Origin of the sequence: Aliiglaciecola sp. NS0011-25 (genome assembly GCF_040370605.1) — a bacterium.
Classification (GTDB): Bacteria; Pseudomonadota; Gammaproteobacteria; order Enterobacterales; family Alteromonadaceae; genus Aliiglaciecola; species Aliiglaciecola lipolytica_A.
The window spans coordinates 251,706-278,405 of sequence record NZ_BAABWR010000002.1; the positions used below are offsets into that span (position 1 = coordinate 251,706).

20 protein-coding genes are annotated in these 26,700 nt (G+C 39.1%); 16 read left to right on the forward strand and 4 right to left on the reverse strand.

Translation table 11 applies throughout. From position 1 onward, the window contains the following. Positions 1 to 149 precede the first annotated feature (149 nt). The 8 genes from ABWV72_RS02955 (at position 150) to rmf (ending at position 13,347) form a co-directional block, all read left to right on the forward strand. On the forward strand, positions 150 to 4,988 hold the full coding sequence (locus ABWV72_RS02955) for an NAD-glutamate dehydrogenase (RefSeq protein WP_353368613.1): 4,839 nt from the start codon (positions 150 to 152) through the stop codon (positions 4,986 to 4,988). 79 nt (positions 4,989 to 5,067) lie between these two features. After that, on the forward strand, positions 5,068 to 6,078 hold the full coding sequence (pyrD, locus tag ABWV72_RS02960; RefSeq protein ID WP_353368615.1) for a quinone-dependent dihydroorotate dehydrogenase: 1,011 nt from the start codon (positions 5,068 to 5,070) through the stop codon (positions 6,076 to 6,078). A gap of 59 nt (positions 6,079 to 6,137) precedes the next feature. Continuing rightward, complete coding sequence (locus tag ABWV72_RS02965; protein WP_216046594.1) at positions 6,138 to 6,692, forward strand: cell division protein ZapC domain-containing protein; 555 nt, start codon at positions 6,138 to 6,140, stop codon at positions 6,690 to 6,692. Between the two features lie 102 nt (positions 6,693 to 6,794). Then, positions 6,795 to 8,894 carry a bifunctional 23S rRNA (guanine(2069)-N(7))-methyltransferase RlmK/23S rRNA (guanine(2445)-N(2))-methyltransferase RlmL gene (gene rlmKL, locus ABWV72_RS02970; protein WP_353368617.1) on the forward strand — a complete coding sequence of 700 codons (2,100 nt, stop codon included), beginning with the start codon at positions 6,795 to 6,797 and terminating at the stop codon, positions 8,892 to 8,894. 20 nt (positions 8,895 to 8,914) lie between these two features. Next, positions 8,915 to 9,148, forward strand: a complete 234-nt coding sequence (locus ABWV72_RS02975; RefSeq protein WP_353368619.1) for a glutaredoxin family protein — start codon at positions 8,915 to 8,917, stop codon at positions 9,146 to 9,148. Continuing rightward, on the forward strand, positions 9,145 to 11,034 hold the full coding sequence (gene uup / locus ABWV72_RS02980) for an ATP-binding cassette ATPase Uup (RefSeq protein WP_353368621.1): 1,890 nt from the start codon (positions 9,145 to 9,147) through the stop codon (positions 11,032 to 11,034). The genes ABWV72_RS02975 and uup overlap by 4 nt, the downstream gene beginning before the upstream one ends. A 70-nt stretch (positions 11,035 to 11,104) precedes the next feature. Continuing rightward, on the forward strand, positions 11,105 to 12,859 hold the full coding sequence (locus tag ABWV72_RS02985; RefSeq protein WP_353368623.1) for a DUF3466 family protein: 1,755 nt from the start codon (positions 11,105 to 11,107) through the stop codon (positions 12,857 to 12,859). Between the two features lie 311 nt (positions 12,860 to 13,170). Further along, on the forward strand, positions 13,171 to 13,347 hold the full coding sequence (gene rmf / locus ABWV72_RS02990; protein ID WP_216046599.1) for a ribosome modulation factor: 177 nt from the start codon (positions 13,171 to 13,173) through the stop codon (positions 13,345 to 13,347). Between the two features lie 50 nt (positions 13,348 to 13,397). On the opposite strand, the gene fabA is transcribed toward rmf, so the two are convergent. Continuing rightward, positions 13,398 to 13,916 carry a 3-hydroxyacyl-[acyl-carrier-protein] dehydratase FabA gene (fabA, locus tag ABWV72_RS02995; protein ID WP_216046600.1) on the reverse strand — a complete coding sequence of 173 codons (519 nt, stop codon included), beginning with the start codon at positions 13,914 to 13,916 and terminating at the stop codon, positions 13,398 to 13,400. A gap of 136 nt (positions 13,917 to 14,052) precedes the next feature. Between fabA and ABWV72_RS03000 the strand changes: the two genes are divergently transcribed. From ABWV72_RS03000 to ABWV72_RS03025, 6 genes are all read left to right on the forward strand, one after another. Then, positions 14,053 to 14,307: a hypothetical protein gene (locus ABWV72_RS03000; RefSeq protein ID WP_216046601.1), complete on the forward strand. Its 255-nt coding sequence runs from the start codon at positions 14,053 to 14,055 to the stop codon at positions 14,305 to 14,307. A gap of 145 nt (positions 14,308 to 14,452) precedes the next feature. Continuing rightward, the gene (locus ABWV72_RS03005) at positions 14,453 to 15,124 is read left to right on the forward strand and encodes a substrate-binding periplasmic protein (protein ID WP_303499929.1); all 672 of its coding nucleotides are present in this window, start codon (positions 14,453 to 14,455) and stop codon (positions 15,122 to 15,124) included. Between the two features lie 268 nt (positions 15,125 to 15,392). Continuing rightward, positions 15,393 to 18,122, forward strand: coding sequence for an aconitate hydratase AcnA (gene acnA / locus ABWV72_RS03010; RefSeq protein ID WP_353368627.1), 2,730 nt, complete (start codon positions 15,393 to 15,395; stop codon positions 18,120 to 18,122). Positions 18,123 to 18,387: 265 nt separating this feature from the next. Further along, the gene (locus tag ABWV72_RS03015; protein WP_353368629.1) at positions 18,388 to 20,073 is read left to right on the forward strand and encodes a GMC oxidoreductase; all 1,686 of its coding nucleotides are present in this window, start codon (positions 18,388 to 18,390) and stop codon (positions 20,071 to 20,073) included. After that, on the forward strand, positions 20,073 to 20,654 hold the full coding sequence (locus ABWV72_RS03020; RefSeq protein ID WP_353368631.1) for a gluconate 2-dehydrogenase subunit 3 family protein: 582 nt from the start codon (positions 20,073 to 20,075) through the stop codon (positions 20,652 to 20,654). The genes ABWV72_RS03015 and ABWV72_RS03020 overlap by 1 nt, the downstream gene beginning before the upstream one ends. 50 nt (positions 20,655 to 20,704) lie before the next feature. Continuing rightward, the gene (locus tag ABWV72_RS03025; protein ID WP_216046756.1) at positions 20,705 to 21,448 is read left to right on the forward strand and encodes a 3-keto-disaccharide hydrolase; all 744 of its coding nucleotides are present in this window, start codon (positions 20,705 to 20,707) and stop codon (positions 21,446 to 21,448) included. Positions 21,449 to 21,930: 482 nt separating this feature from the next. Here ABWV72_RS03025 and ABWV72_RS03030 read toward each other — a convergent pair whose 3' ends face one another. Together ABWV72_RS03030 and ABWV72_RS03035 are read right to left on the reverse strand one after the other, a co-directional pair. Next, complete coding sequence (locus tag ABWV72_RS03030) at positions 21,931 to 22,230, reverse strand: chaperone modulator CbpM (RefSeq protein WP_216046606.1); 300 nt, start codon at positions 22,228 to 22,230, stop codon at positions 21,931 to 21,933. A 1-nt stretch (position 22,231) separates the two neighbouring features. Then, positions 22,232 to 23,179, reverse strand: a complete 948-nt coding sequence (locus tag ABWV72_RS03035) for a DnaJ C-terminal domain-containing protein (protein ID WP_303499937.1) — start codon at positions 23,177 to 23,179, stop codon at positions 22,232 to 22,234. Positions 23,180 to 23,419: 240 nt separating this feature from the next. On the opposite strand from ABWV72_RS03035, the gene ABWV72_RS03040 reads away from it, so the two are divergent. Continuing rightward, complete coding sequence (locus ABWV72_RS03040) at positions 23,420 to 24,514, forward strand: glycerol dehydrogenase (protein ID WP_216046608.1); 1,095 nt, start codon at positions 23,420 to 23,422, stop codon at positions 24,512 to 24,514. An 11-nt stretch (positions 24,515 to 24,525) separates the two neighbouring features. On the opposite strand, the gene ABWV72_RS03045 is transcribed toward ABWV72_RS03040, so the two are convergent. Next, positions 24,526 to 26,115: a Na/Pi cotransporter family protein gene (locus ABWV72_RS03045; RefSeq protein WP_353368635.1), complete on the reverse strand. Its 1,590-nt coding sequence runs from the start codon at positions 26,113 to 26,115 to the stop codon at positions 24,526 to 24,528. A gap of 307 nt (positions 26,116 to 26,422) precedes the next feature. Between ABWV72_RS03045 and ABWV72_RS03050 the strand changes: the two genes are divergently transcribed. Next, a complete protein-coding gene (locus ABWV72_RS03050) occupies positions 26,423 to 26,617 on the forward strand; it encodes a CsbD family protein (RefSeq protein WP_216046610.1) in 195 nt (64 codons plus the stop codon). The last annotated feature ends 83 nt before the right edge of the window (positions 26,618 to 26,700 follow it).

Below are 26,700 nucleotides of genomic sequence, written 5' to 3' on the forward strand. Positions count from 1 at the left end.
TTAATCCTTTTAAAGGCTTCAATTTTTAGCGAAAATAGAGCAACTAAATTATCAAAAACTGTATATATCTCAGCATTTTGACTAATCTAAAAAGAACCTATTTATTGTGTTAAGAAAAATTAGCACTTTTATCATTACAAGGTAATAAAATGACGGTTGCCAATAGCCAACATTCAGTACTGCTAGAAAACGTATTTAAACTGATTAATAAAAAAATCGATAAATCCAATGCCGAATTAGTGGAACAATTTTCTCGTTTACTATTTAAGAACATTTCGATAGACGACTTAGAAAATCGCAATGACAGCGATTTATATGGTGCGACATTAAGTCTGTGGAATGAGTTTGTTAAATATGACGGTCAACAGCCAAAAATTCGTGTGTTTAATCCAGAAATATCTAAACACGGTTGGCAATCCTCTCACACTATCGTTGAGATCATTGTTAGGGACATGCCGTTTTTAGTTGATTCTGTCAGGATGACTCTAAATCGCCTGAATATAACCTCACATTTATTGTTACATAGTCCTATTAGTCTAAAGCGAAATGATAAAGGTGAAGTAGATACATTTTTATCTAGCAAAAGCCGAGTTAAGCAAAAAATACGTGAAACTGTATTTTTAATTGAAGTTGATAGGCAAGTCACTAGAGAAGCGCTGAATAAACTAACCAGTGAACTACTGTCTGTGGTCGGTGAAGTATCATTAGCGGTTTCAGATTGGGAGTCAATGCGCGACAAATTAAACAGCATAATTGATGAATTTCCTTCATCAAATTGCCCCGTCAGCAAAGACGAAAAAAATCAGGCCATGGAGTTTTTAACTTGGTTAAATGATCATAACTTTACGTTAATGGGCTATCGCTACTATGACGTAAACGCTATCGAAGGTGATCATCGTTGGACGCCTAAAAACGAAACCAGTCTCGGTTTGATGAAAAATTCAATAAGCGACCGCGATAGAATTTTATCTAATATGCCACAATCGGCGCAAAAAGAAGCATTAAGTAAAAACCCGCTTATTTTAACTAAAACCAACAGCAGGGCGCGAGTAAGTCGTCCCGCGTATATGGACTATGTAGGTATTAAATGTTTCGACAAGGCCGGTAATGTAATTGGCGAACACCGCTTCTTAGGATTGTATGCAGCTTCATTCTACAATAGCAGCGCTACACAGTTGCCTGTTTTACAACGCAAAATTGAACGCATTTGTGGACATTCCGGTTTTGATAAAAACTCACACGCGTACAAAGCATTCGTCAATATTATCGAAACTTATCCTCGTGATGAGTTGCTACAAGGTGATGATGAAGAGTTAGGCAAAATAATATTGGGCATTTTTCAAATGCAGGAACGTGGAATATCTAAATTATTCGTACGTAAAGATGCATTTGGTCGTTTTATTAGTTGTATGGTTTATGTTCCGCGGGAACGCTACAACACGCAGTTACGTAAAGAGACCCAAGAATTATTACAAAAGTCTTTTAATAGTACAGAACAAGTAGAGTTTACTACTTATTTTTCTGAGTCTGTTTATGCGCGTACTCACTACATTGCACGAGTGAAAGATAACAATGCGGAATTTAATGTGAAGGAAATTGAAAAGAATATTATCGAGCTAACCAAAAGTTGGAATGACAGGTTGGCAGCTTCTATTAGCGCAACCTATGGTGAAGCAGCTGGTAAAGCCATAGAACAAATGTACGGTAATGCATTTTCTCGCAGTTATACAGAACAAAACTTACCAAGCGTTGCATTAGTCGATATCAGTAAGCTTGAACAACTTACCGAATCTCATACCCTGGATATGTTGTTTTATCGACCTCAAGAAGAAGGTCACGACTCTAAAGCGGTTAAACTAAAACTGTTTCACCGTAAGGAACCCATTCATTTGTCTGCTGTATTGCCAATGCTTGAACACTTTGGTTTGCGGGTAATTGATGAAAGTCCCTATAAAATAAAATGCCAAAATGGCGATGTGCATTGGATTATGGACTTTTCAATGCTGCACAGTAATAGTCAAAACTTAGACATGGAAGCAGCGCAAGCATTGTTTCAAGATGCGTTTGCCAAAGTATGGCACAACACCTTAGAAGACGACCCATTTAATAGGTTGGTTTTAGGTGCCGGTTTAACCGGACGGAACGTCACTATATTGCGGGCCTACGCAAAATATATGCGTCAAACCGGAAGTTCGTTTAGTTTGACTTACATGGCAAACACACTGGCTAATTACCCAAGTATTGCAAAAAAACTAATTGAATTATTTGCCAATAGATTCAATCCAAATAAAAAACGCAGTGAAAAGAAAAACGACAGTATTTTAAGTGATATTAAAGAGCGCCTAGACCAAGTATCTAATCTAGATGATGATCGAATTATTCGCCGTTATTTAGACATGATTTTGGCCACTTTGCGAACCAACTTCTATCAACCTGATGAAGATGGCAACGAAAAACCTTATATGTCATTTAAGTTGCTGCCTGAATTAATTCCAGACATGCCTCTTCCTTTGCCAAAATATGAAATATTTGTGTATTCCCCTCGAATTGAAGGTGTGCATTTACGCGGTGGCAAAGTAGCACGAGGCGGTTTGCGCTGGTCTGACAGAAGAGAAGACTTTAGAACCGAAGTACTTGGATTGGTTAAAGCCCAACAAGTTAAGAATACGGTAATAGTACCCGTGGGCGCTAAAGGTGGATTTGTTTGTAAAAACTTACCCATGGATCAAGGTAGAGACGCGATTCAAAAAGAAGGGCAGGCTTGCTATCGTATATTTATCCGCAGCCTATTAGATATCACTGACAACATTATTGATGGTGAAGTCGTACCGCCTAAAAATGTGGTTAGACTTGATGAAGATGACCCTTATTTGGTTGTGGCGGCAGATAAAGGAACGGCGACCTTCTCTGACATTGCGAACAGCATTTCCGATGAATACAATTTTTGGCTTGGTGACGCCTTTGCTTCAGGTGGCAGTATCGGTTACGACCACAAGAAGATGGGTATTACCGCTAGAGGTGCATGGGAATCAGTAAAACGTCACTTCCGTGAAATTGATATTGATTGTCAAACCACTGATTTTACCTGTGTTGCCATCGGCGATATGGCAGGTGACGTGTTTGGTAACGGAATGTTGTTATCAAAACACACACGTTTAATCTGTGCGTTTAACCACTTACACATATTCTTTGATCCTGATCCAAACACCGCAAACAGTTATGCAGAACGAAAACGTTTGTTTGAAAATCCATCTCTGACCTGGGATGACTACGATAAATCGCTAATCTCTAAAGGCGGCGGTATCTTTAGTCGCGCCTCGAAGTCGATCAAATTAACCAATGAAATGAAAAAATGGTTAGGTACGACTCAGGCAGCTATGACTCCTAATGAACTTATTCACAATGCATTAAAAATGCAGGTTGATTTGATTTGGAACGGCGGGATTGGCACCTACGTCAAAGGTAGCAAAGAAACCCACAGTGAAGTTGGGGATCGCGCCAATGATGATACTCGCGTAAATGGTAAAGATGTCCGCGCCAAAATTATTGGTGAAGGGGGTAACTTAGGGTTAACCCAAATGGGCCGCATCGAATATGCATCTCAAGGCGGTAGGGTAAATACCGACTTTATCGATAACGTAGGTGGGGTTGATTGTTCAGATAACGAAGTGAACATAAAAATCTTACTGAATGCTTTGGTTCGCGCCGGTGATTTAACCAGTAAACAACGCAATGAGTTACTTTACTCTATGACCGATGATGTTGCCGAGTTAGTGATACAAGATTGCTATCGTCAAACTCAATCAATATCCATTACTGAATATGGCGGTCCTACGCTACTTAAAGAGCAACTGCGATTCATACATGGTTTAGAACGAGAAGGGGCGTTAAATCGAGAACTCGAATTTATTCCATCTGACGATGAATTATCGGATAGACAAGCTTTGGGTAAAGGCTTAACACGACCAGAACTATCGGTATTGATAGCTTACGGCAAAATGGTTTTAAAACAGAAGTTAAATATCGAACAGATCACTAACAATCCTTTCCATGAGCAATTACTGGTTAGTGCCTTCCCGCAGAAACTGCAAGACAGGTTTGTACCGCAGATGGAATTCCATCCGCTGCGAGCTGAGATTATCGCCACTAAATTAACCAACAATATGGTTAATGATATGGGGCTTAATTTTGTGTTTAGGATGCAAGAAGAAACCGGTGCTGCAGTGGAAGAAGTGGCGACGGCATACTCGGTTGTTAAAGCTGTATTTGGTATCGATGCATTGTGGCAAGAAATAGAAAGTTTAGACAACAAGGTTTCAGCAAAAACCCAATTGGGAATGCTCGATTTAATGCGTAGAACAATGCGCAGAGCATCACGTTGGTTCTTGCGCCACGGTGAAAAAAATCTGTCTATCACCGAGTCAGTTAACTTGTACGTTTCTACTTTTAGCGCGTTAAGTGAAAACTTAGAAAACTACTTAGTTGATACAGAATATAGCCAATTGGAAAAATCCACTTCAGATTATGTGGCGCAAGGTGTTCCTAAAAATATTGCCTACAAAGTCGCTAGTTTGAGCAATATGTTCTGCAGTTTAGATTTGGCCCAAATGACCCAATCAGAAAACCGAAAATTGGATGTGGCAGCAAGCTTATACTTCAATTTAGGTTCAAAATTGCAGTTACATTGGTTCCTTGATCAAATTAACAACCAAACAGTAAGCAACCATTGGCAAGCACTCGCCAGAGCCTCTTATCGTGAAGAGTTAGATTGGCAGCAACGATCGCTTACTACTGTATTGTTATCTGGTGCACCAGATAACAATGATCCTGAAGAAATTTTGAATAAATGGATGGAGAACAATACCATATTGTTGGAACGCTGGTATCATATGATGTCAGAATTCAAAACCAGTAATTCTCATGAATTTGCTAAATTCTCTGTGGCACTAAGAGAATTGATGTTGCTTAGCATAAACGCGAGCAGTTAATGGGGTATTGGTATACTAATATCCAGTTGTTTTTAATAATAAAGCCCTGCTAATCAGGGCTTTTTGTTGAGGTCTTTTTATGTATCCACTTGTGCAAAAAGCACTATTTCAATGTGACCCAGAATGGAGTCATGACTTCACGTTAAACTATTTGAAACGTTCTCAACATAATTTATTAAAGCTAACCTATCAGCAGACGGTAGAAGACCATCCAGTTAAATGTTTAGGATTAACCTTCAAAAATCCATTAGGCCTTGCCGCAGGCTTAGATAAGAATGGCGAATGTATTGATGCATTTTCTGCCATGGGATTTGGCTTTATCGAAGTTGGCACCGTAACCCCTCTAGCACAGCCTGGTAACGAAAAACCACGCATGTTCAGATTGCCTGATGCGAAAGCTATCATTAATCGCATGGGATTTAACAATAAAGGTGTTGATTATCTAGTTGAGCAGGTGAAACAGTCCCAATATGATGGGGTTTTAGGTATTAATATTGGTAAAAATAAACAAACAGAAGAAAAGAACGCCCTAGATGATTATTTAATCTGTTTGAAAAAAGTTTACGCCTATGCAGATTATGTCACAGTTAATATTTCTTCTCCCAATACGCCAGGGTTAAGATCGTTGCAATATGGTGAAGCATTAGATCACTTACTGTTGGGCCTAAAAAATGAACAACAGCAATTATCCCAATTTCACGGTAAATATGTGCCACTTGTGGTCAAAATAGCGCCTGATTTAACCGATGAGGAAGTGCAGGGCATTGCTGCATCTTTAGTTAAAACCGGAATTGATGGGGTCATAGCCACCAATACCACGCTAGAACGTTCTGCTGTAGAAGGCTTGCGCTATGCAAAAGAAGCTGGCGGGTTAAGTGGAGAAGTGCTAACTGATAAGAGCCTGCATATAACTAAGAAACTAGCGCAATACTTAGATGGTGCAATGCCTATCATTGGCGTAGGTGGGATTCATTCTAGTGCTACTGCAAATGAGAGACTAAGTGCGGGAGCCAGTTTAGTGCAAATATATTCCAGCTTTATTTATCAGGGACCTCCACTGATAAAACAAATAGTGAAAGGATTAGTATAAGGCTGTAATTGTGATAAATTCACACTAGATAAAATAGCCTTTACTGAAGTTTATATTCTATGTTGTTGCCATCAGGTCATTGGAAATGGTTTATAGATAAACAGTCACATTTTTTGATGATTGAGTTAAATGCTGGATTATCGTTTCAAACTGCTTATTTGGATTCTCAGTTAAAGCTGATTCCAGAGAATTTGTACTTTGAAATTCAGCATTCTCAATGTTTCATTGAATCACTTGAAGCGGTAAATAACTCCAATGTACCCTTCGAAGATAGTGTGAAGACTCAAATTGCATTAAACGCAACTGCTGCGAAGTGCTTTCATAAACCGGTTTTAAACAAAAGCTGGTTATACCAAAAAAATAGTTGTTGTTTGCATAGTGAGGAGCAGCAACTGGCTTGGTTAAGCTGCAATGGTGAAAGTTACCTGATGCTTACTCTGCAACAACAGGGTAGTTCAGTATTGTGTTTAAATTTATCTGAAGAGTTTACAACCTCCGATAATAAAGTACATAGTCAGTTTTCGTTAATAAATGTGCTGTCCGATAGATTGTTGAGCTTAGAGCAACTTGAAGATGACAGCGACGAACAATCAGACAATTTTTCTTATTTTTAATCTTCATTTTTTATACAAATATAATCCGCTATTCAATAATAACCCTTATACCCTCTGCCTTTATCCCGTATAATCGCCGAGATTTTATTTTCTGGTACATACATGTTTGAAATTCTAGTTACAACCTCAAGGGGACTCGATGGGCTATTGCTTGACGAGTTAACGACTTTATTACCGAATAGCAGTTTAAAAATGCGACCTGGTCAGGTGTATTTTAGTGGTGAGCTAAAAGACGTATACCAAGTTTGTCTGTGGTCTCGGTTAGCGAATCGTGTTCTTGTGCAATTGGCCGAAGGCAAAATAGATACTGCCGAAGAGCTGTATGATATTGTTGCAACTGTGCCGTGGCAGGATCACTTTAGCGTTTCAAATACCTTTGTGGTTGATTTTGTGGGTACCAATAGAACGATTAATAACACCCAGTTTGGTGCTTTAAAGGTTAAAGACGCAATTGTTGATACCTTTAGCCATCATTTTGGCGAAAGACCTTCGATCAGTAAAGTTCAGCCAGATATAAGAATTCATGCTCGAGTACGCAGAGAAAATTTTGCGGTATACGTGGATATTTCGGGCCGCAGCTTACACCAACGTCACTATCGTCAGCAAACGGGACAAGCTCCATTAAAAGAACATTTAGCCTGTGCGATGTTATTACGTAGTGGATGGAATAATGATCGCTCTAAGCCATTATTTGATCCAATGTGTGGTTCAGGAACCATTGCCATCGAAGCGGCATTGATGGCATGTAATATTGCTCCTGGCTTAGGTAGACAGCACTGGGGCTTCAGCAATTGGAAATTACATCAAGCTGAACTTTGGCAAGTATTAGTTGATGAGGCACTGGATGCTCAAGTACAGCCTGAGGCAAAAATATATGCTAATGATCTGGATAGAAGAGTTTTAAACACTGCAAAACAAAATGCCGATTCAGCCCGAATGCTTGAGCACATTACTTTTTTCAATTCTGATGCGACTAAATTACAAGTTGATTGCGAAGCCGGTTACATAGTGTCTAACCCACCTTACGGGGAAAGATTAAATGAGCTGACTGAACTATTACCAGTGTTCCAATCATGGGGCGAACATTTAAAACAACACTTTCAAGGTTGGCGAGTAAGTTTACTCACTGCTAATAGAGACCTGTTTAAACAGCTGAAATTGGTTGCCAATAAAGATTACAAATTAATGAACGGGGCTATTGAGTGTCAGTTGGTTAATTACGTTTTAGATGAAAAGAATGTCATTGTTAAAGAGTCGGTGAAGCCGCAATCAGATTTTGCCAACCGCTTAGCTAAAAATATTAAGTCCCTATCTCGTTGGCTCAACAAACAAAATACTAACTGTTATCGTTTGTATGATGCCGATTTGCCCGAATACAACGTAGCAATAGATCGTTACGCTGATTGGTTAGTTGTGCAAGAGTACGCTGCGCCAAAAGATATTCCAGAGCAAAAGACCCGTAAACGCTTGCATGACGTACTCTTGGCATTGCCCGAAGTGACTGGGGTGAATTCAACGCAAATTGTAGTGAAAACACGCCAAAAGCAAAAAGGCAGTGAACAGTATCAAAAGGTAGCTGAAAAGAAAGTTACCTTAGAGGTTTACGAAAATGGGGCTAAGTTTTTAGTTAACCTGTCTGATTACCTTGATACGGGACTGTTCTTAGATCATCGAATTACCCGCCAAATTGTGCAACAACGATCAAGCAAAAAAGATGTGTTGAATCTTTTTGCCTATACCGGAAGTGTCTCTGTGCACGCTGGATTAGGTGGTGCAAAATCAGTGACCACAGTTGATATGTCGAAAACCTATATTAGCTGGGCGAAACAAAACGTTCAGTTGAACAACATCAATTGCGCAAATCAATTTATTCAAGCGGATTGTATTAATTGGCTAACCGACCATCAGCAAACTTATGACTTAATATTTATCGATCCTCCGTCATTTTCTAATTCTAAAAGAATGGATTCAACTTGGGATGTTCAGCGTGATTATATGCAACTGCTTGAACATGCCTACCAGCGCTTAAATCCAAAGGGTGAGATTATTTTTTCTAATAATCTACGCAGTTTTAAATTGGATGAAAGTGCCGTTAAGTTACTGGGGCTATCGGTGGAAAATATAAGTCAAAAAACATTGCCTGAAGACTTCAAACGTAATCCTAAAATTCACCACTGCTGGATATTTACCAAGCAAGACTAGATAAACGAGATAATTGATACATGCAGTTAAAATTCTATTCTGGAAAACAGTGCCATTTGTGTGACTTAGCTCATGCTTTGTTAGCAGAAGTAGCGACAAGTTATGACTTGGAAGTTACCACTGTTGACGTGAAATCAGACCATCAGTTATACCATTTATATGGCGCACGAATTCCGGTTATCCAACGCCAAGACAACCAGAAAGAATTAGGCTGGCCATTTGATTTAATGCAACTGAAGGGGTTTTTAGCTTGAGCTTATTACAATTAAAAAATGCTCAACTGTCGTTTGGACATCCTGCCATTTTAAACAAAGGCGAATTAGTGGTTCACCCTGGCGAACGTATTTGTTTAGTAGGCCGTAATGGTTGTGGTAAGTCCACGTTACTAAAAGTCTTAGAAGGTGACCAGCCATTAGATGATGGCCAACGAATTATTTCACCTAACGTTAAAATATCTCGTCTTCCGCAAGATCCGCCGGAAAGTGTTGAGTCAACACTATTTGATTATGTCGCTGAAGGTATGGCTGAAACAGGTGAGTTATTAAAGGCCTATTTCCACCAAATAAATTTAGTGACTACCGATCCATCTGATAAAAATCTACAAGTTTTAGAGCAGCTTCAACATAAGTTAGAGCATCAAGATGCTTGGCAATTTGAGCAACAAATTAGTCAGGTACTGACTTTATTGGATTTGGATGGTAATCAGCAATTATCTTCTTTATCTGGTGGTTGGCGTCGAAAAGCCGCGCTAGCTAGAGCCTTGGTGGGGAACCCAGACATATTATTGCTAGATGAGCCAACTAACCATTTAGACATTCACATGATTAAGTGGCTTGAAGGAATTGTTAAGGAATACAAAGGCGCGGTAGTTTTTGTCAGTCACGACCGAGCATTTATCCGCGCTGTGGCATCCAGAATTATCGATTTAGACCGCGGTAACCTCACCAGTTATCCTGGTAACTATCAAACCTATTTAGATAAAAAAGCCGAAGATCTTAAAAACGAAGAAAATGCTAACGCTGAGTTTGATAAAAAATTATCCCAAGAAGAGCAATGGATTAGACAAGGTATAAAAGCACGTCGTACTCGTAATGAAGGTCGGGTAAGAGCACTTAAAGCACTGCGCCAAGAGCATTCGCAAAGGAATAAATTGCAAGGCAGAGCGAAAGCTACCGTTAGTACCAGTAACTCTTCCGGCAAGATTGTGTTTGAAGCCGTCGACTTGCACTATGAAATTGACAATAAAGTTATTGTTAATAATTTAGAATTAAATGTATTTAGAGGCGATAAACTTGCCTTAATCGGCCCCAACGGCTGTGGTAAAAGTACCCTGATACGTTTGTTATTAGGTAGTTTGCAACCCCAGTCGGGTTCTGTAAAACAAGGAGCTAATCTAGAAGTTGCCTATTTTGACCAACACCGATTAGCCTTAGATTTAGATAAAAGTGTTATTGATGTAGTGGGTGACGGAAAGCGTGATTTGTTGGTTAATGGCCAATACAAGCATGTTATGAGTTATTTACAGGACTATTTGTTTACGCCAGATAGAGTTAACGCACCGGTTAGGTCACTTTCTGGCGGAGAAAAAAATAGATTATTGTTGGCTAAGCTATTGTTAAAGCCCTCAAATATACTAATTCTAGATGAACCAACAAATGATTTAGATGTGGAAACTTTGGAGTTACTTGAAGATTTAATTTCCGGTTACCAAGGTACCGTTATTTTAGTAAGTCATGATAGAGAATTTGTTGATAATGTCGTAACATCTAGCCTGTTTTTTGAGGGCAATGGTGAGCTTAAAGAGTTTGTTGGTGGTTATACTGATATCGAAACTTGGTATCAAACAGAAAAAAAACCCACAGAAGACGAAACTTCTGTAAAATCAGCGAGTCCTAAGTCTCAACCGGTAATAAAAAAGACAAAAAAGTTGTCTTATAAACATCAATTAGAGCTAGATTCTTTACCACTAGAAATAGAAAAGCTGGAAAATGAAGTCCAAGCTTTACAAAGTAAAATAAATGATCCGGAATTTTTTAAGCAGTCCCAAGATGAATTTAATACCGCAATCAATGAACTAGCAGATTGTGAAAGTTCGCTGGAAAAAGCGTATGCACGATGGGATGAGCTAGAAGGTATGTAGATACCCAAATGTATTTGCTATATCAAAATACCGAAATTAGCTAATTAAGTAGTAATTTACAGGATACGTAATGAAAATGAATCGGCTGGCCTCTGGGCTAACCCTTTGTGCGCTAACCATTTGTTCAGCGCAAGCAGCAAAATATACAGTTGTGGAATTACCTTTAAGAGATAAAGGGATTAACAGCTATGCTAGAGCAATTAATGATCGAGGGGAAGTCGCAGCATCGATTGCTAACCCTTTTAATCCGCCAATAGATGTTGATTTAATTAACTTTGAAAGCGAAGCATTAATTAATACGTTAACAGATGCAGATGGCGCATCTGTGGGCAATATTAATGATGATGACTTACTGATTTTATATAGTTTCATCACTTCCGACGCTACAACGACTAACATCTTTTACCCACAAAGTAATGATTCAACCAATCCCTTTCTACAACAAATTGCAACTGTGCAAAGTTATGTATTGGAAAATACTGAAGTAGAAGAAAAAATTGGCTTCGATGTCATCGAACAAGATCTTCAAGGTTTAACAAAAAGTGCTGATACTTTGGCCACCGGAATTAATAACTTTTCTGCTATCGTAGGTTTTGGAGAAGCTCCATTCCAAAAAATCAACTACCGAAATGAAAACGGCTTGAACCTAAAATACCACGTTCAAGATTTCCTCGTTCGTGGTTTTATGGATATCAACGGTGTCACAATCGAAGTTCCTCCCATTGAAGATCTGTTGGGAGGGATAAGTGTTGCAAATGATATCAATGATAGTTTTGAAGTCGCTGGATATGGATCTGTGGATGTTATCGACGGCTTTGATGACGTTGTGGATTTATGTGACGACAAAGAAGCTAGAGGCGACATTCCTCAAGAATACTGTTTAAGGCAACTCCGTGATGAATATCAAGGCAGAGTGCGGTCAAAACTCGCTAATTCCTTGGGTAATCGCGATCCAGTTGACGAAACATTTTTGCGTAGGGCGATCATTTGGGAGTTTAGTTCAAGCGGAGAACTTCTAAATAGTAGAGAGCTGGGCACAATATTAGAACCTGCACCTGGTGATACTAGGTTCTATGAAAGCCGCGCTAATGCCATCAATAATAATGGCATCGCAGTAGGCGTTTCTAATGACTTTTATCAGGATTCACAGACGGTAGTGATAAACAAAGCCGCTGTTTTTGATGGAGACGATGTGCATGGATTCATCAGTGATGAAGAATATTTAGAAAGTACCGCTTTAGATATAAATGATAATGACGTTGTCGTTGGTTATGCCAATAAAATTATCACCTCAGCGACTCGTAATAAATTTTTTGTTTATGATTATCGTGGTGACGTTCTTAGTTTCCCGGACGACTTCTTTGAAAGCTCATCAAGTATTGCCAGAGGCATCAACAACAACGGTTTAGTTGTTGGGGAAGGTGAGGTAGACACAGATTTGATCGGTAGCCGTCGAAAAGAAGCTTTTCTTTACGATATCAATACTGAAGAGTTTACCAATATAAACGATTTATTAAGCTGTGATACCCCTTATACCATCGTGCAAGGCATTGATATTAACGATAACGATGAAATTACCGCAACAGCAGTGATATATCGCGAGCGCACCGCCATTAATGGCGAGTTAGCACTAGATGCTCGTGGTAATACGATTTTCCAGAATATGTCTGTGGCAGTTAAATTAGTGCCTATTCCTGGCGGGAGTATCGATGATTGTCATTTAGTTAAAGAGACTGTTGAGCGTAAAGGTGGTAGTTTATACTATTTATTGGGACTTGTTTTATTCGTCTTCGGTGGTCGATTAAGACAAAAATTTAAAGCCTAATCATCTTTTAGAGCTAAACAAAAATTAACTTTGAGCCCCGACATTTGTTTCGGGGCTTTTTTATGATTTTTGATTAACTTCAATCTAGACCGCGCATTCGTTGACGTCACAAAATTGAAATATTAATTTGGTCTTAAAAAACAAACCTATATTCAAAATTGGTGTAAAGATAAAAACCTAAACTAATCATATATTTATTAATAAATTGGGAATTTTTATGCAGTAGCATATTGAACCCTTTTGTGTTTCAGATAGTCTCAGTATTGTGGTTCAGATAATCACATGTATTTGTTTAAACAAGAGGTCACTCAATGAAAAGACAAAAACGCGACAAACTTTCCCGTGCTCATTCAAAAGGCTATCAAGCAGGTATTTCAGGACGTTCTAAAGAAATCTGTCCATTTCAAACAACTGAATCTCGTTCCGAGTGGTTAGGAGGATGGCGAGAGGCTATCGAAGACCGTAATATTGGTTTAAACAGCCGTTAGGAAAATGAGCCCCGAAAGGGGCTTTTGTATTTTAGTGGGTTCTTAAAATACTAGAAACTACTAGTGTCTTGAAATAAACCAACTTTTAGGTTTTCAGCAGCGTAGATTTCTCTGCCATCCACCTCAACAACACCGTCAGCCATTCCCATATACAATTTACGTTTTATTACCCGCTTCATATTAATTTTATAGGTAACTTTTTTGGCTGTAGGAAGAATTTGCCCAGTAAATTTGACTTCACCAACTCCTAAGGCACGTCCTTTACCTGGTCCGCCACACCATCCTAAGAAAAATCCAACTAACTGCCACATTGCATCGAGTCCTAAGCAACCAGGCATAACTGGATCACCAGGAAAGTGACAATCGAAAAACCAAAGATCAGGAGAAATATCTAACTCGGCTAAAATATACCCTTTATCGTATTTTCCGCCTGTTTCGCTTATCGTTACAATACGGTCCATCATAAGCATATTCGGAGCGGGTAATTGACTATTACCTGGCCCGAAAAGCTCCCCTTGACTACATGCTAAGAGATCTTCACGGCTAAAACTTGATTTAAAATTACTCATTTAGGCTTCTTCTAGTTTATAAAGTGTCTAATTTAGCGAACACTTGTAAGCTAAACAACTCTGAACAGTGAAATTTTCCAAACAAACTGTTATTTTGTAGCTATTCTAACGTTAAATTTTATTGATATTATATTAAATGCAAAAAAACCAGAAAAAAGTCGCAAACGCAGAGAAGCAAAAACGCTATCGACAACGTCAAAAAGAGCTGGGTCATAAACAAGTTCGTGGTTACGTAACCAAAGATGCCATGAGCTGTTACAATGAAATCCGCGATAAAACCAAATGGACCGACAATGAGGTTTTGTCTAATGCATTGCGGATAACTTATGCTGCTTATAAATGCGGTCAAATTAAATTATTAAATGAATGGCTAAAAGATCATAAGCGTTAATCAGAAATAGCCATAAATTACTTAAAAATCTGTGCATAGTTAACGGATAATAAAATTTAAATTAGTCAAAGTAGTTTCGAGTACTAAGGATTTCGTTATTAAAAAGTTTCAATTGTTTTGTTTTATCCTGCTTAGCTGTTTAACGATGGCAACAAAGAGCACAGCGAAAGATATATTACACTCTTCCGTTTCGCCAGAATTTCCCAACGGATTGCATGCACAGTATTTACATTATATGGCGGATAAATTGAATGCCGATCTTGTCATAACACCATTATCTTTTGGTCGTCGATTAGTTGAACTCAGGAATGGTCATTTAGATTTAGTGGTTGGAGTCCACCATTATGCTGCGCCGGATCAGGGCTTCATTATTTTGCAACCGAGTTACGAATCAATTCAAAACACCTTATTCGTGAAGTTAGAAGATAAATATCGATTATCTTCTTTTGAGGAATTTAAACAATCCACTTTTGCGGTTACTATTCGCGGGAATTATTTTCCTGAACTGAGCTTAACTGAAAGGCCGCAAACAGTAAAAGTATCTACATTAAAACAAAAAATAGGTTTACTAGAAAAAGGGAGGGTAGACGGTTTTGTGCATTTTGCTCATAGTACCAATAAGTTATTGGAAACCGTAAAAAGTGAAGTAACTATTGTACCTGCACTCTATCAGCCAGAAGCTCAGCGCAATTACTTTTTTGGGCTAAGTAAATCTTCTAAATTTACCGAAAGACAAGCAGAGATTGAACAAATAATTAGAACAGCTAAACAAAACGGAGATTTTAAAAGAATCAGAGAACAATATTACGCTGATTAACTTCAACTTATATACCCTTTGTGGAAAATGTAATTTTTACAATGGGTGAAAAATTTTTATACACTTTAAACACTCTTCCTTTCTATCTTCCCCTTCAAATGGCCATTGCCGAATTGGCTAACAAATTGCTTTGAATTACTCAAAGAACATAAACAAAGAATATTTTATTTAATGGAACGATTTTGATGGGAACCCGCTCTAAAAGCTATTAGATTTAATTCTCAGTCTTTCAAAGTACCATTTTTAAATGCACACAAAAGGAAGCACCATGGATTCATCTTCAAAGTATCAATCTACTCTTTCTGTTGACGGTAAAAATTACCTTTTTTACGACATTAATAAAGCTGGTTCAGCTGAACAACTTCAACGCCTTCCATTAACTGCAAAGTTGCTTCTGGAGAATCTACTCCGGCATAGTCAAAACGATTTTGTACAAACAGAAGATATTGATGCCTTAATAAAATGGGATAATAACGCCGCCTCATCCACCGAGATTGCCTTTGTCCCTTCCCGAGTGATTTTACAAGACTTTACCGGTGTTCCAGCTGTTGTAGATTTAGCTGCAATGCGAGATGCTATGAATGATTTAGGAGGGGATCCTAAAAAAATCAATCCGTTAAAGCCGGTCGACTTGGTGATCGATCACTCAATTATGGTGGATGAGTACGGCAGTAAAGATGCGTTTAAACATAACACTGCAATTGAAGTAAAAAGAAACAAAGAGCGCTATCAATTTTTAAAATGGGGACAAAAAGCTTTTAACAATTTCAAAGTTGTGCCGCCAGGAAAAGGCATTGTTCACCAAGTCAATCTAGAATATTTGGCTCGTGTCACCTTTGCACAAGATAGTGAAAATCCCGATGATAGTAATAAAGTTCTGTTTCCAGACACTTTAGTTGGCACCGATTCACATACCACTATGATAAATGGACTTGGCGTCATGGGCTGGGGCGTAGGCGGCATAGAAGCAGAGGCTGCCATGTTAGGACAGCCAGTGACAATGCTAATTCCTGAAGTTGTTGCAATGGAATTGACCGGCAAGCTTGCACCTGGGGTCACCGCTACCGATATGGTCCTGGCGGTTACTCAGCAGTTGCGTGAGTTTGGGGTGGTAGGGAAGTTTGTTGAGTTTATCGGTGAAGGTATTCAACATTTGACGGTCGCAGACAGAGCAACTATTGCAAATATGTCGCCCGAATACGGAGCCACATGCGGTTTGTTTCCAATCGATGAACAAACGGTAACCTATTTAAGGTTAACCGGTCGCAGCGAAGAACAGATAGAGTACATTACGCAATATAACAAAGCGCAAAAAATGTGGGGCTCAGATAGCCTAAGTGAAGCCCAATACCATGATAAATTACAATTAGACTTATCCAGCATAGTTCCATCTATTGCTGGACCCAAAAGACCCCAAGATAGAATTGCCCTTAATGATGCTGCCAGTAGCTTTAAAAAATGGGTGTCGGATCAATCTGATCTGAAAATAGCGCCAAAGGATACCATCGAAGGCCGCTATGAAAATGAAGGCGGGCAGGGGCAAGAGCCCATTAGTAAAAAGGTCGAATGCCAATACAATGGTGAAAGCTTTGACATCGAAGATGGTGCTATCGTCATCGCAGCAATAACAAGCTGCACTAATACCTCGAATCCATCTGTGTTAGTCGCCGCAGGATTATTGGCTAAAAATGCCAATAAATTGGGCTTGCATGTTCATCCTTGGGTAAAAACCAGCTTTGCCCCAGGTTCACAAGTTGTGACAGAGTATTTAGATAAGGCTGAGTTAACTGAAGAGCTGAATCAACTAGGCTTTAACCTTGTGGGATATGGTTGCACAACCTGTATCGGCAATTCAGGTCCTCTTCCGAATCCTATATCGAAAGCGATCAATTCAGGGGATCTCACAGTCTCTTCGGTTCTTTCAGGCAACCGTAATTTTGAAGGTCGCATTCACCCAGAAGTCAAAACAAACTATCTAGCATCTCCACCTCTTGTTGTTGCTTATGCGCTTGCAGGTAACATGAATATAGATCTGACCTCAGAACCCCTAGGCACCAGCAAAGATGGAAAACCTATTTACTTAAGAGATATATGGCCGAGTAATGAGGAAATAGCCGAGATTGTCGAAAAAGTAGTGGATAAAAGCATGTTTACTGAAAAGTATGGCTCTATCTATGACGGTGGAGAGATTTGGAATGACCTCGAAGCGGTTGATTCCGATATTTATGATTGGCCAGAATCAACCTATGTAAAACGCCCGCCATTTTTTGAAAAAATGACAGCGACGGCTACCGATATTGACCCCATTGAAGGTGCTAAGTGTCTTCTAAAATTAGGTGATAGTGTAACTACTGATCATATTTCACCAGCTGGCACTATTGGATTAGATACTCCAGCAGCAAAATATCTACAGCGACAAAACGTCAATAAAACGGATTTTAATTCCTATGGTTCACGACGTGGTAATCATGAGGTCATGATGCGAGGCACCTTTGCAAATGTGCGTTTAAAAAATCAACTTGCACCTGGAACCGAAGGTGGATGGACTCGTTTGCAGCCAGAGTCTGAGGAAATGACCGTATTTGAAGCCGCTGAAGTTTATAAAAGTCGTGGAACGCCAACTATCGTTATTGCAGGCAAGGAATATGGAACTGGAAGCTCTAGAGATTGGGCTGCAAAAGGACCTTTAATGCTAGGAATCAAAGCCGTTATTGCCCAAAGTTATGAGCGGATCCATAGATCAAATTTAATTGGAATGGGCATATTACCATTACAATTTAAATCAGGACAAAGTGCAGAAACTTACAAGCTAGATGGCACTGAAACCTACGACATTGATGCTATATCCAGTGATCAGAAGAGTGTCGTGGTCAATGTTCACCGCGCCAATAAACAACCCTTTAGTTTTGATGCTGATATTCGCATCGATACTCCCAACGAGTTTGAATATTTCAAACATGGCGGAATCCTGCAGTTCGTGATCAGAAAACTGTTGTAAAACCCAAAAAGAATAGGCCAAGCTTCTTAAATTAGGAGCTTGGCTTAAACGATTTTTGCTTCAACAAAACTAGTAAAACCACTAAGAATATTACTAATTTTACTATCTTGTTTATTTTCTGAATTGCCCCCCTAGTCAAACTTTTCTTAAACGTTTAACATTACAAATAAGTAAATGATACGTAAATGCTTTGTAATCGTGCATTCGTCACGTCGAAGCAGTAAAAATTTACCTTCTAAGAAGCTACAGCTTAAAAGGACGAACTATGAAGACAAACGAATATGATGCAATAGTCGTGGGCTCCGGAATTAGTGGTGGTTGGGCGGCCAAAGAACTGTGTGAAAAAGGTTTAAAGGTTTTGATGTTAGAACGAGGTAAAAACGTAGAACACATCAAAGACTATAAAAACGCTCACAAAGAAGTATGGGACTTCCCCCATAGAGATTTAGCAACCCAAGACATGAAACAAGACTACCCGGTGCTTAGTCGTGATTATCCATTAAATGAGTCAACTTTTGGTATGTGGGCGAATGAGAAAGATGCCCCCTATACCGAAGATAAAAGGTTTGATTGGTTTCGTGGATACCATGTGGGAGGGCGTTCTTTATTGTGGGGACGTCAAAGTTATCGATTAAATGCAGAAGACTTCGAAGCCAATCAAAAAGAGGGCGTAGCAGTGGATTGGCCGATTCGTTATGAAGATCTCTCTGACTGGTATGACTATGTGGAAAGATTTGCAGGAATTAGCGGAAATCGTGACGGTTTAGATGTTTTACCTGACGGGATATATCAACCTGCCATGGCGTTAAATTGTGTTGAAAAAGAAGTCGCCAAGCGAATTAAAAAAGCTTTTAAAGGAACTCGTCATCTAATTCCCGGTAGAACGGCCAATATGACAGAAGCGAAACCCAGTGAAGGTAGGACAGGCTGCCAATATCGCAATAAATGTTGGTACGGGTGTCCATTTGGTGCCTATTTTAGTACTCAGTCTTCAACATTGCCGGCCGCCGTTAAAACCGGCAATTTAACTTTGCGCCCATTTTCCATTGTAAAAGAAATAATCTACGACAAAGATAAAAAACGTGCCACAGGCGTAATGATCATAGATGCCCAGACTAATCAAACAATCGAATACAACAGTAAAATCGTGTTTGTTAATGCATCTGCACTAAACTCTGCCTGGTTATTAATGAATTCTGCTACTGACATTTGGCAGGGAGGACTTGGCAGCAGTAGTGGTGAATTAGGTCACAATGTTATGGACCATCATTTTCGCGCAGGGGCCTCGGCTGAGGTTGAAGGTTTCGATGATAAATATTATTACGGACGCCGACCCAGTGGCTTTTATGTTCCTCGCTACCGAAATTGGGGGAGTGATAGCAGAGACTACTTAAGAGGCTTTGGTTATCAAGGCGGTGCTAGCCGTCAAGGCTGGGGGCGGGATGTTGCGGAAATGGGTATTGGAGCGAATTTAAAAGAACAAATCAGTGAACCTGGAGCTTGGCGGATCGGTATGACTGCGTTCGGAGAAATGTTACCTGACCATAAAAATCGGATCTATTTAAACCATAAACTAACAGACAAATGGGGGTTACCGGTTTTAGCCATGGACGTTGAAATTAAGGAAAATGAGTATCGAATGCGCAAAGACATGCAACAAGATGCAATCGATTTTTTTGATGCTGCAAAGTTAAAGAATATTGAAGGCTTTGATGCAGGCTATTACCCAGGAATGGGAATTCATGAAATGGGAACTGCGCGTATGGGCAGAGATCCCAAAACCTCGGTGTTAAATGGAAATAATCAGGTTTGGGACGCACTAAACGTGTTTGTAACTGATGGAGCATGTATGACTTCTGCATCTTGCGTCAATCCGTCATTAACCTATATGGCATTGACCGCTAGGGCTGCCGCTTTTGCAGTGGAAGAACTTAAAAAAGGGAATTTGTAATGCAAAGACGAGAATTACTAAAAATGATTGCTGCAGCCACCGGCACTGCATTTATTGGTGGTCAATCTCTGGCTTATGACTTACGGCCAAAGGTATCTTTAACTGATACGAGCTTTAATCAAGAAGACGTTATCTTGTTCAACCAATTGGGAGAAACCATTATTCCGCAAACTGATACTCCTGGCGCGAAGCAAGCCAATGTAGGTCTAACCATAGCCATAATAATTACAGATTGTTATACGGCCGAAGAACAACAGATATTTAAAAAAGGGCTTATAGAGATTGAAAAACAAGCTAGTGATGAATTTAATCAAGCCTTCCTTCTTCTTAGTGAAAACCAGAGAACGCAGTTACTCACTAAACTCGACACCGAAGCTAAACAATATATTCATCAAAACAAACAACAAATAGCGAATAAATCCGTTCCTATTCACTATTTTACGATGCTCAAACAATTAGTTTTGTTTAGTTTTTTTAGCTCTGAATTGGGAGCAACAAAAGTCTTACGCCATGTAGCGATCCCAGGATCTTATAACGGCGATTTGGATTATAAAAAAGGAGATAGAGCATGGGCCAGATAACCCCAAAAACAGAATATTTATTCATTTCCTGTTTTTCAAAAATCCCCCTAATGCTTGCGATAGGCTTTGCTCTTTCTGGGGGCCAAAGTATTGCTGGTGAAGCGCCTATTGAACCTTGGCAACAAGCTGAAAAAACCGAGGTTTGGAAGCCTGTCCCTAAGGTTATTTCGGCATCAGAGAATCGTCCACCTTCCGATGCAATTGTATTATTTGACGGGACTGATTTGTCTAGATGGCGATCTTTATCTAATGAAGATGCTAAATGGATAGTTGAAAATGGCAGCTTGACTGTTAATCCTGGAGCAGGAGACATTAAAACTGTAAAAGAATTTTGCGATATTCAATTGCATTTAGAGTGGAAAACGCCAACAGAAGTAGCGGGGCTTGAGGGACAACAACGCCACAACAGTGGTGTTTTTTTGCAGCAAAGATATGAAATTCAAATATTAGATTCATACAACAATCAAACTTATGTAAATGGACAAGCAGCTAGCGTCTATAAACAAAGTATACCATTGGTTAATGCAATGCGACCTGCAGGTCAATGGCAGGTGTATGACATCATTTATAAGGCCCCAAAATTTAATGGGGATAGATTAACTTCTCCTGCTTTTATTACGGTTTTACATAACGGAGTTGTTGTACAAAACCACACCGAAATAAAAGGTAAAACAGAATGGATTGGAGCACCAAGTTATGAGGCTCATGGCTGCGCACCAATTCAATTACAAGACCACGGAAATAAAGTCAGTTTCAGAAATATTTGGCTTAGAGAATTAAAAAATACACCTTAAAAAAAGCCTAATAAATTGTTCAAATATCAGGCTATACAGTGTGTTTTTTAACTAAATTAGACAGTCTTATTTTGATTTTGATGATAATGTGAAGTTACGCAAGGTTATGCGTAACTCTTGCAGGCCAACAGCAGTATAGATTGAATATTCTTTCCATGGAAATTTCTAACAATTCAAAGCGAAGTTGCTTCGACCTTAAGGATTATAGGTTTTCGAATTCAAATTGTTCAAAATCGTATTGTTAGTGTGTTTTATCGTGCTGTTTTTAACGAGTAGTTATAAATAAAAATGGGCCGTTTGTGTCAAGTAGACGTGCTTAAAAAGTGGCATTATTTAAATGACTTTGATGCAAATTCGCCTTCAGAAAAACGCTTTTTTGTTCTATTTACTGGCCGTTTTTGAGGATACAATTTAATTGAAATAGACAAGGTCAACTACAAATATAGTTGACCTTTATCTTATTAAAACCGTAAATATTTACACTAAAGCAAACGCTCTATTCTAGTTTTTAGTTGGTCGTTTTCTCTCTCTAATTGTTCTTTTTGACGCATTAACTCAATGACCATTGCAGTAGCAACCCAATCAATCTGAAATTGCTGATTAAGTCGAACGGCTTTTTTTATCCAGTGAGCGCTGTCTAAATCAAAAATCCATTCAGAAATAGTATTTCCTTCAATTGGTATGGCTATCCCGTATTCTACAACTGCGTAAATCGAGTCTTGGGTAATTTCGTCGTATTCACATAACTCATGAATTGAAAGGTGAAGTGTAATTTCTGACATCTTAATTGCTCCAATCTGCTCTAGGATCAAAATTAGCGGCTTCAGCTAATTGAGCCCACAATTTTTCTGTTTCAGGAGTTGTTTTGCTTGGAATATCTATTTTAATCACGGCAAAAAGATCACCTTGCTGCTGTTTATGCTTAAGCCCTTTACCTTTCACACGTAACTTTTGTCCTGAGCGGCTATTAGCTGGAATATTAAGACTAATTTTCCCGTACAACGTCGGCACCTCGAGCTTAGTACCAAGTGCAGCTTCCCAAGGAGCTAAGGGTAAGGTAAGTAACAGGTTATGGCCCTGAACATCAAATAAAGGGTGGGGTATTAAACGAATATGTAAATATAAATCGCCATTTAATTTGCTTTCACTTCCTGGTACACCTTGACCTTTAACTCTAATTCGCTCGCCATCAGAGGTCCCTTCAGGAATCTTAACTTCAAGTGACTTCTTCAGCTGTTCGACTCTATTACCGGTTAAATTAGGAACCGTATATTCCACTCTTTTCACTATGCCTTTAACAGATTCTTCCAAAAACAGTGGTACTTCTAATTCAACATCTTGGCCCTTAAATAAGTCAGACTCTGTTTGACGTGATTGTCGATGTTGACGATTTGCACCACCAAAAATTGAATTAAAAAAGTCGGAAAAATCAGCACTTCCAGAACCGGGTGAATGTTCATAGTTTCCACTAGGCTGCCAATCGGGCGGGACATCAAACCCTTGTCCTCCTTGAGCACCGTAACGTTTTAATTGATCATACTCGGCTCGTTTGTTTTCATTTTTCAATACTTCGTAGGCTTCAGCCACTTCTCTGAACTTTTCTTCTGCGTCTGGAGCAGCATTCATATCGGGATGAAGTTTGAGTGCAAGTTTACGATAGGCCTTTTTAATCTCTTTTAAATCAGCGTCATCTTTGACACCTAAAACTTGATAGTAATCTTTAAAATCCATACATGTTCCTTACCCGATAGTTAGAGCGACATAATGTTTACATCGTTCGGCGTAATATTTCTTTGACCTCATACATATTTTGTATGTATCAGTCTGATTATAGTTCCTTCATGATCGCGATATAAATGGTATTACTAGTTTGTATCCCTAAGAAGCAAATGTTGTTGATGTAGATCAACATAAAACGTGGCTATTGCTTTAAATTAATATACATCTTCAAACAACAGCGAGGACTTTCAGATGATTTCCACTTCGATATTCCCAGGTCGTTATGTTCAAGGTGACCAAGCACTAAGCATTCTGCCTGAAGAAGTAGCAAGACACGGCAAGAGAGCTTTTATCATAGCTGATAAATTTGTTACTGATAGTAATAATGGAATGTTTAAAGAGGCTTTGGGTCAATTAAATGATTCTAAACTACAGCTTTTTGGTGGTGAATGTTGCGACCAAGAAATAACCAAGCTATGTGAACGGTTTTCCGGTGACACCAGTGATGTGATTATTGGTATTGGCGGTGGTAAAACACTTGATACAGCTAAAGTTGTCGGCTACAAACAAAATTGTCCGATCATCTTAATTCCAACCATTGCCTCTACTGACGCACCATGTAGCGCGTTATCCGTAATATACAATTCCGATGGTTCATTTAATCGATATGAAGTACTGCCACATAACCCTGAGGTGGTTTTAGTCGACACTAATGTCATAACCCACGCTCCGGTAAGATTTTTAGTGGCAGGCATGGGAGATGCATTTGCCACTTGGTTTGAAGCTGAAGATTGCAGAGTAAAACGCGGCACAAACATGACCGGCAGAGTAGGGCCATTAAGTGCTTATGCCTTAGCTAAGTTATGTCATGAAATCTTGATTGAATATGGTCTATATGCAAAACGCGCTTGTGAAAGCAGCATAGTAACGCCCGCACTTGAACATGTGGTTGAGGCCAATACGTTATTAAGTGGATTAGGCTTTGAAAGTGGCGGTTTGGCAGCAGCACATGCAATCCACAACGGATTAACGACTATCGCAGCTACTCACAATTATTATCATGGTGAAAAAGTCGCAATTGGACTTCAAGCAATGATGTTTCTCACTGATAGGCCCAGTAAAACCATTGATTTAGTATTCGATTTTTGTCAATCAATCGGTTTACCTATTTGTCTTGAGGATATTGGAATGATTGATCCCACGGAAGATGATCTAATGAAAGTTGCTAAACGAGCATGTGCTGAGGGTGAAACTATCCATAATGAGCCTTATGAAGTAACCCATAGAAAAGTCATGCATTGCATTAAAGCCGCAGATGCCGAAGGTAGACGTAGAAAGAAATTATAAATCTAATGGAGTTAACCATTTGTCAAAGCCCTTGACTCTGACAAGTGGTTTGCACACCTTTCAATGTGTTGGGCGACATGGACTAACCAGCGAAAAGCATCCAGCATGTTAGTTGCATCTACTATGTTAAACTCATCGTTGGTTACTCTTGTAAGTATATTATGCCTAAATTCCCGATGTTCAGAATTGAGTTTTTTGTATATTTCAGTCACTTTTTTCATTGGTGTTGACCATTGGTTTTGCTCAATTCCGCTGACTAATGTTGTTATTGCCTCGTTTAGTTTAATAGACCAATCATTGAGTTCAGTGGGTAGGGAATTAGAAAACCTTTGACTGGGTAATTCTTCGCATCGTTCATGTAACCTTTGCATATGATCCAAAGTGTGGATCATATTTAATAGGCGTTCTTGTTGCGCGCTGTTTTCAACCGGGATGGAATCTATAAATTCACGAGAAACATCAATATCGGTCTGTAGTTCAACCAGTTTAGTGGCCATTGAAGTGTCTTTTTGCAATATTTCTGACGTGGTTTTTAATAACGAAATCATTTGTTTTCTTAACGAATCCAGCGCTAAATCTAGTGCAATTGAAGGTTGATTAAGAATGCTGTCGTCTAACTGATCTGAATTTGTTTTTTGATTAGATCGAATTAAGCGTTCTATCACTTTTGCAAAAACGTTGCTAAAGGGTAAAACAATAATGATCCCGAGTAAGTTAAACGCCGAATGAAAAGTAATTAGCGCTATTTCTGCATGTTCAACGATAGGCTCTGCCGTAAGATATTCCCATGCCACTACAAAAGGCGTAACAAACATTAAAGCGGTTACACCTGTAAATAGATTATTAATCACATGAGAATAGCCAGTACGCTTAGCGGCTATAGATGCCCCCGTTGTTGCCATTAGTGCGGTTACAGTAGTGCCAATGTCCATTCCTATCACCAGGGTTGCTGCTACTTCAAAATCAATTAAATCGGAATAAAGCGCAGTTAATGCAGCGGCGACACCGGCGCTTGATGATTGGGTAACGAGGGTAAAAAGGATAGCAAAACCTAAAACCGTTAATTTTTGCAATAAGGTGGAAACCGACAAACCTTCGAATGAGAAAAAATCTCGCAGGCTAGACATACTTTGTTGGAGTTCAGTTATTCCTACAAAAATAAGTCCAAAACCCGCAATAGTTAGCCCTAATGCGGCTAAGTTCGTTTTAGCAAACAGACGAAGAAGAGCGCCACTAAAAATAAGCGGAAACGCAATTACACCGAGTTTAAGTTTAAACCCAAACAATAAAACCAACCATCCGGTAATGGTTGTTCCTATGTTAGCGCCAAATATAACGCCTAGCGAATGACTAAAAGTCATTAAACCAGCTCTTACAAAGCCGACCGTTGCCACAGTTACTGCACTAGAGGATTGTAAAATGGCTGTACTCAACGCGCCACAAAGTGCGCCAGAGTAGGGGCTGCGAGTGTATTCCATTAAACGAACTCTAATTAATTTACCTGCGAGATCTTTTAAACCGTCAGTCATAACTATCATGCCAAGCAAGAAAAGTCCGACGCCGCCTAAAATCTCTGCAAATAGTGTCCATTTATCTGTCATTCAATTTGCCCATAAGTTATCCATGCTACTGAGACACAATGTGTCCAGCTTGAAACTCTTCTAATCATGCAATTTTGTAACCCTGACACTGTAATATTTTCACAGATGCAGATATTAGATTAGTCTAGAAAACACAATTTTGAACCAATAAAAAAGATAGGTAAGAAAATAATTCTTTTAAATCAATGCATTTAGCCAATTTGAGCATACCAAACGAGTTGCCACGTCCACATGGTCCAGTCTTTGCTCCATACCTAGTGCAGTCAACAAACGTCTTATTTAACTTCAACACTAAACGGAGAATTTTATGAATGATGATCAAATTAAAGGCAACTGGAAAGAGTTAAAAGGTAAAGTACAGAAGAACTGGGGAAAGATTACCAATGATGACCTTGATAAAATGGAAGGTACTCGTAAAGAGTTAGTTGGTAAGGTCCAGCAGTCCTATGGAAAATCCAAAGAAGAAGCGGAAAAACAAGTCGATCAATTCCTTAATAGTTAATTTCTCGTTACTTCTAAAAAAACTAGTGGTCGGTAAATACCGACCACTTTTTATACCGTTCTAAGAAACGATCATTAACCATA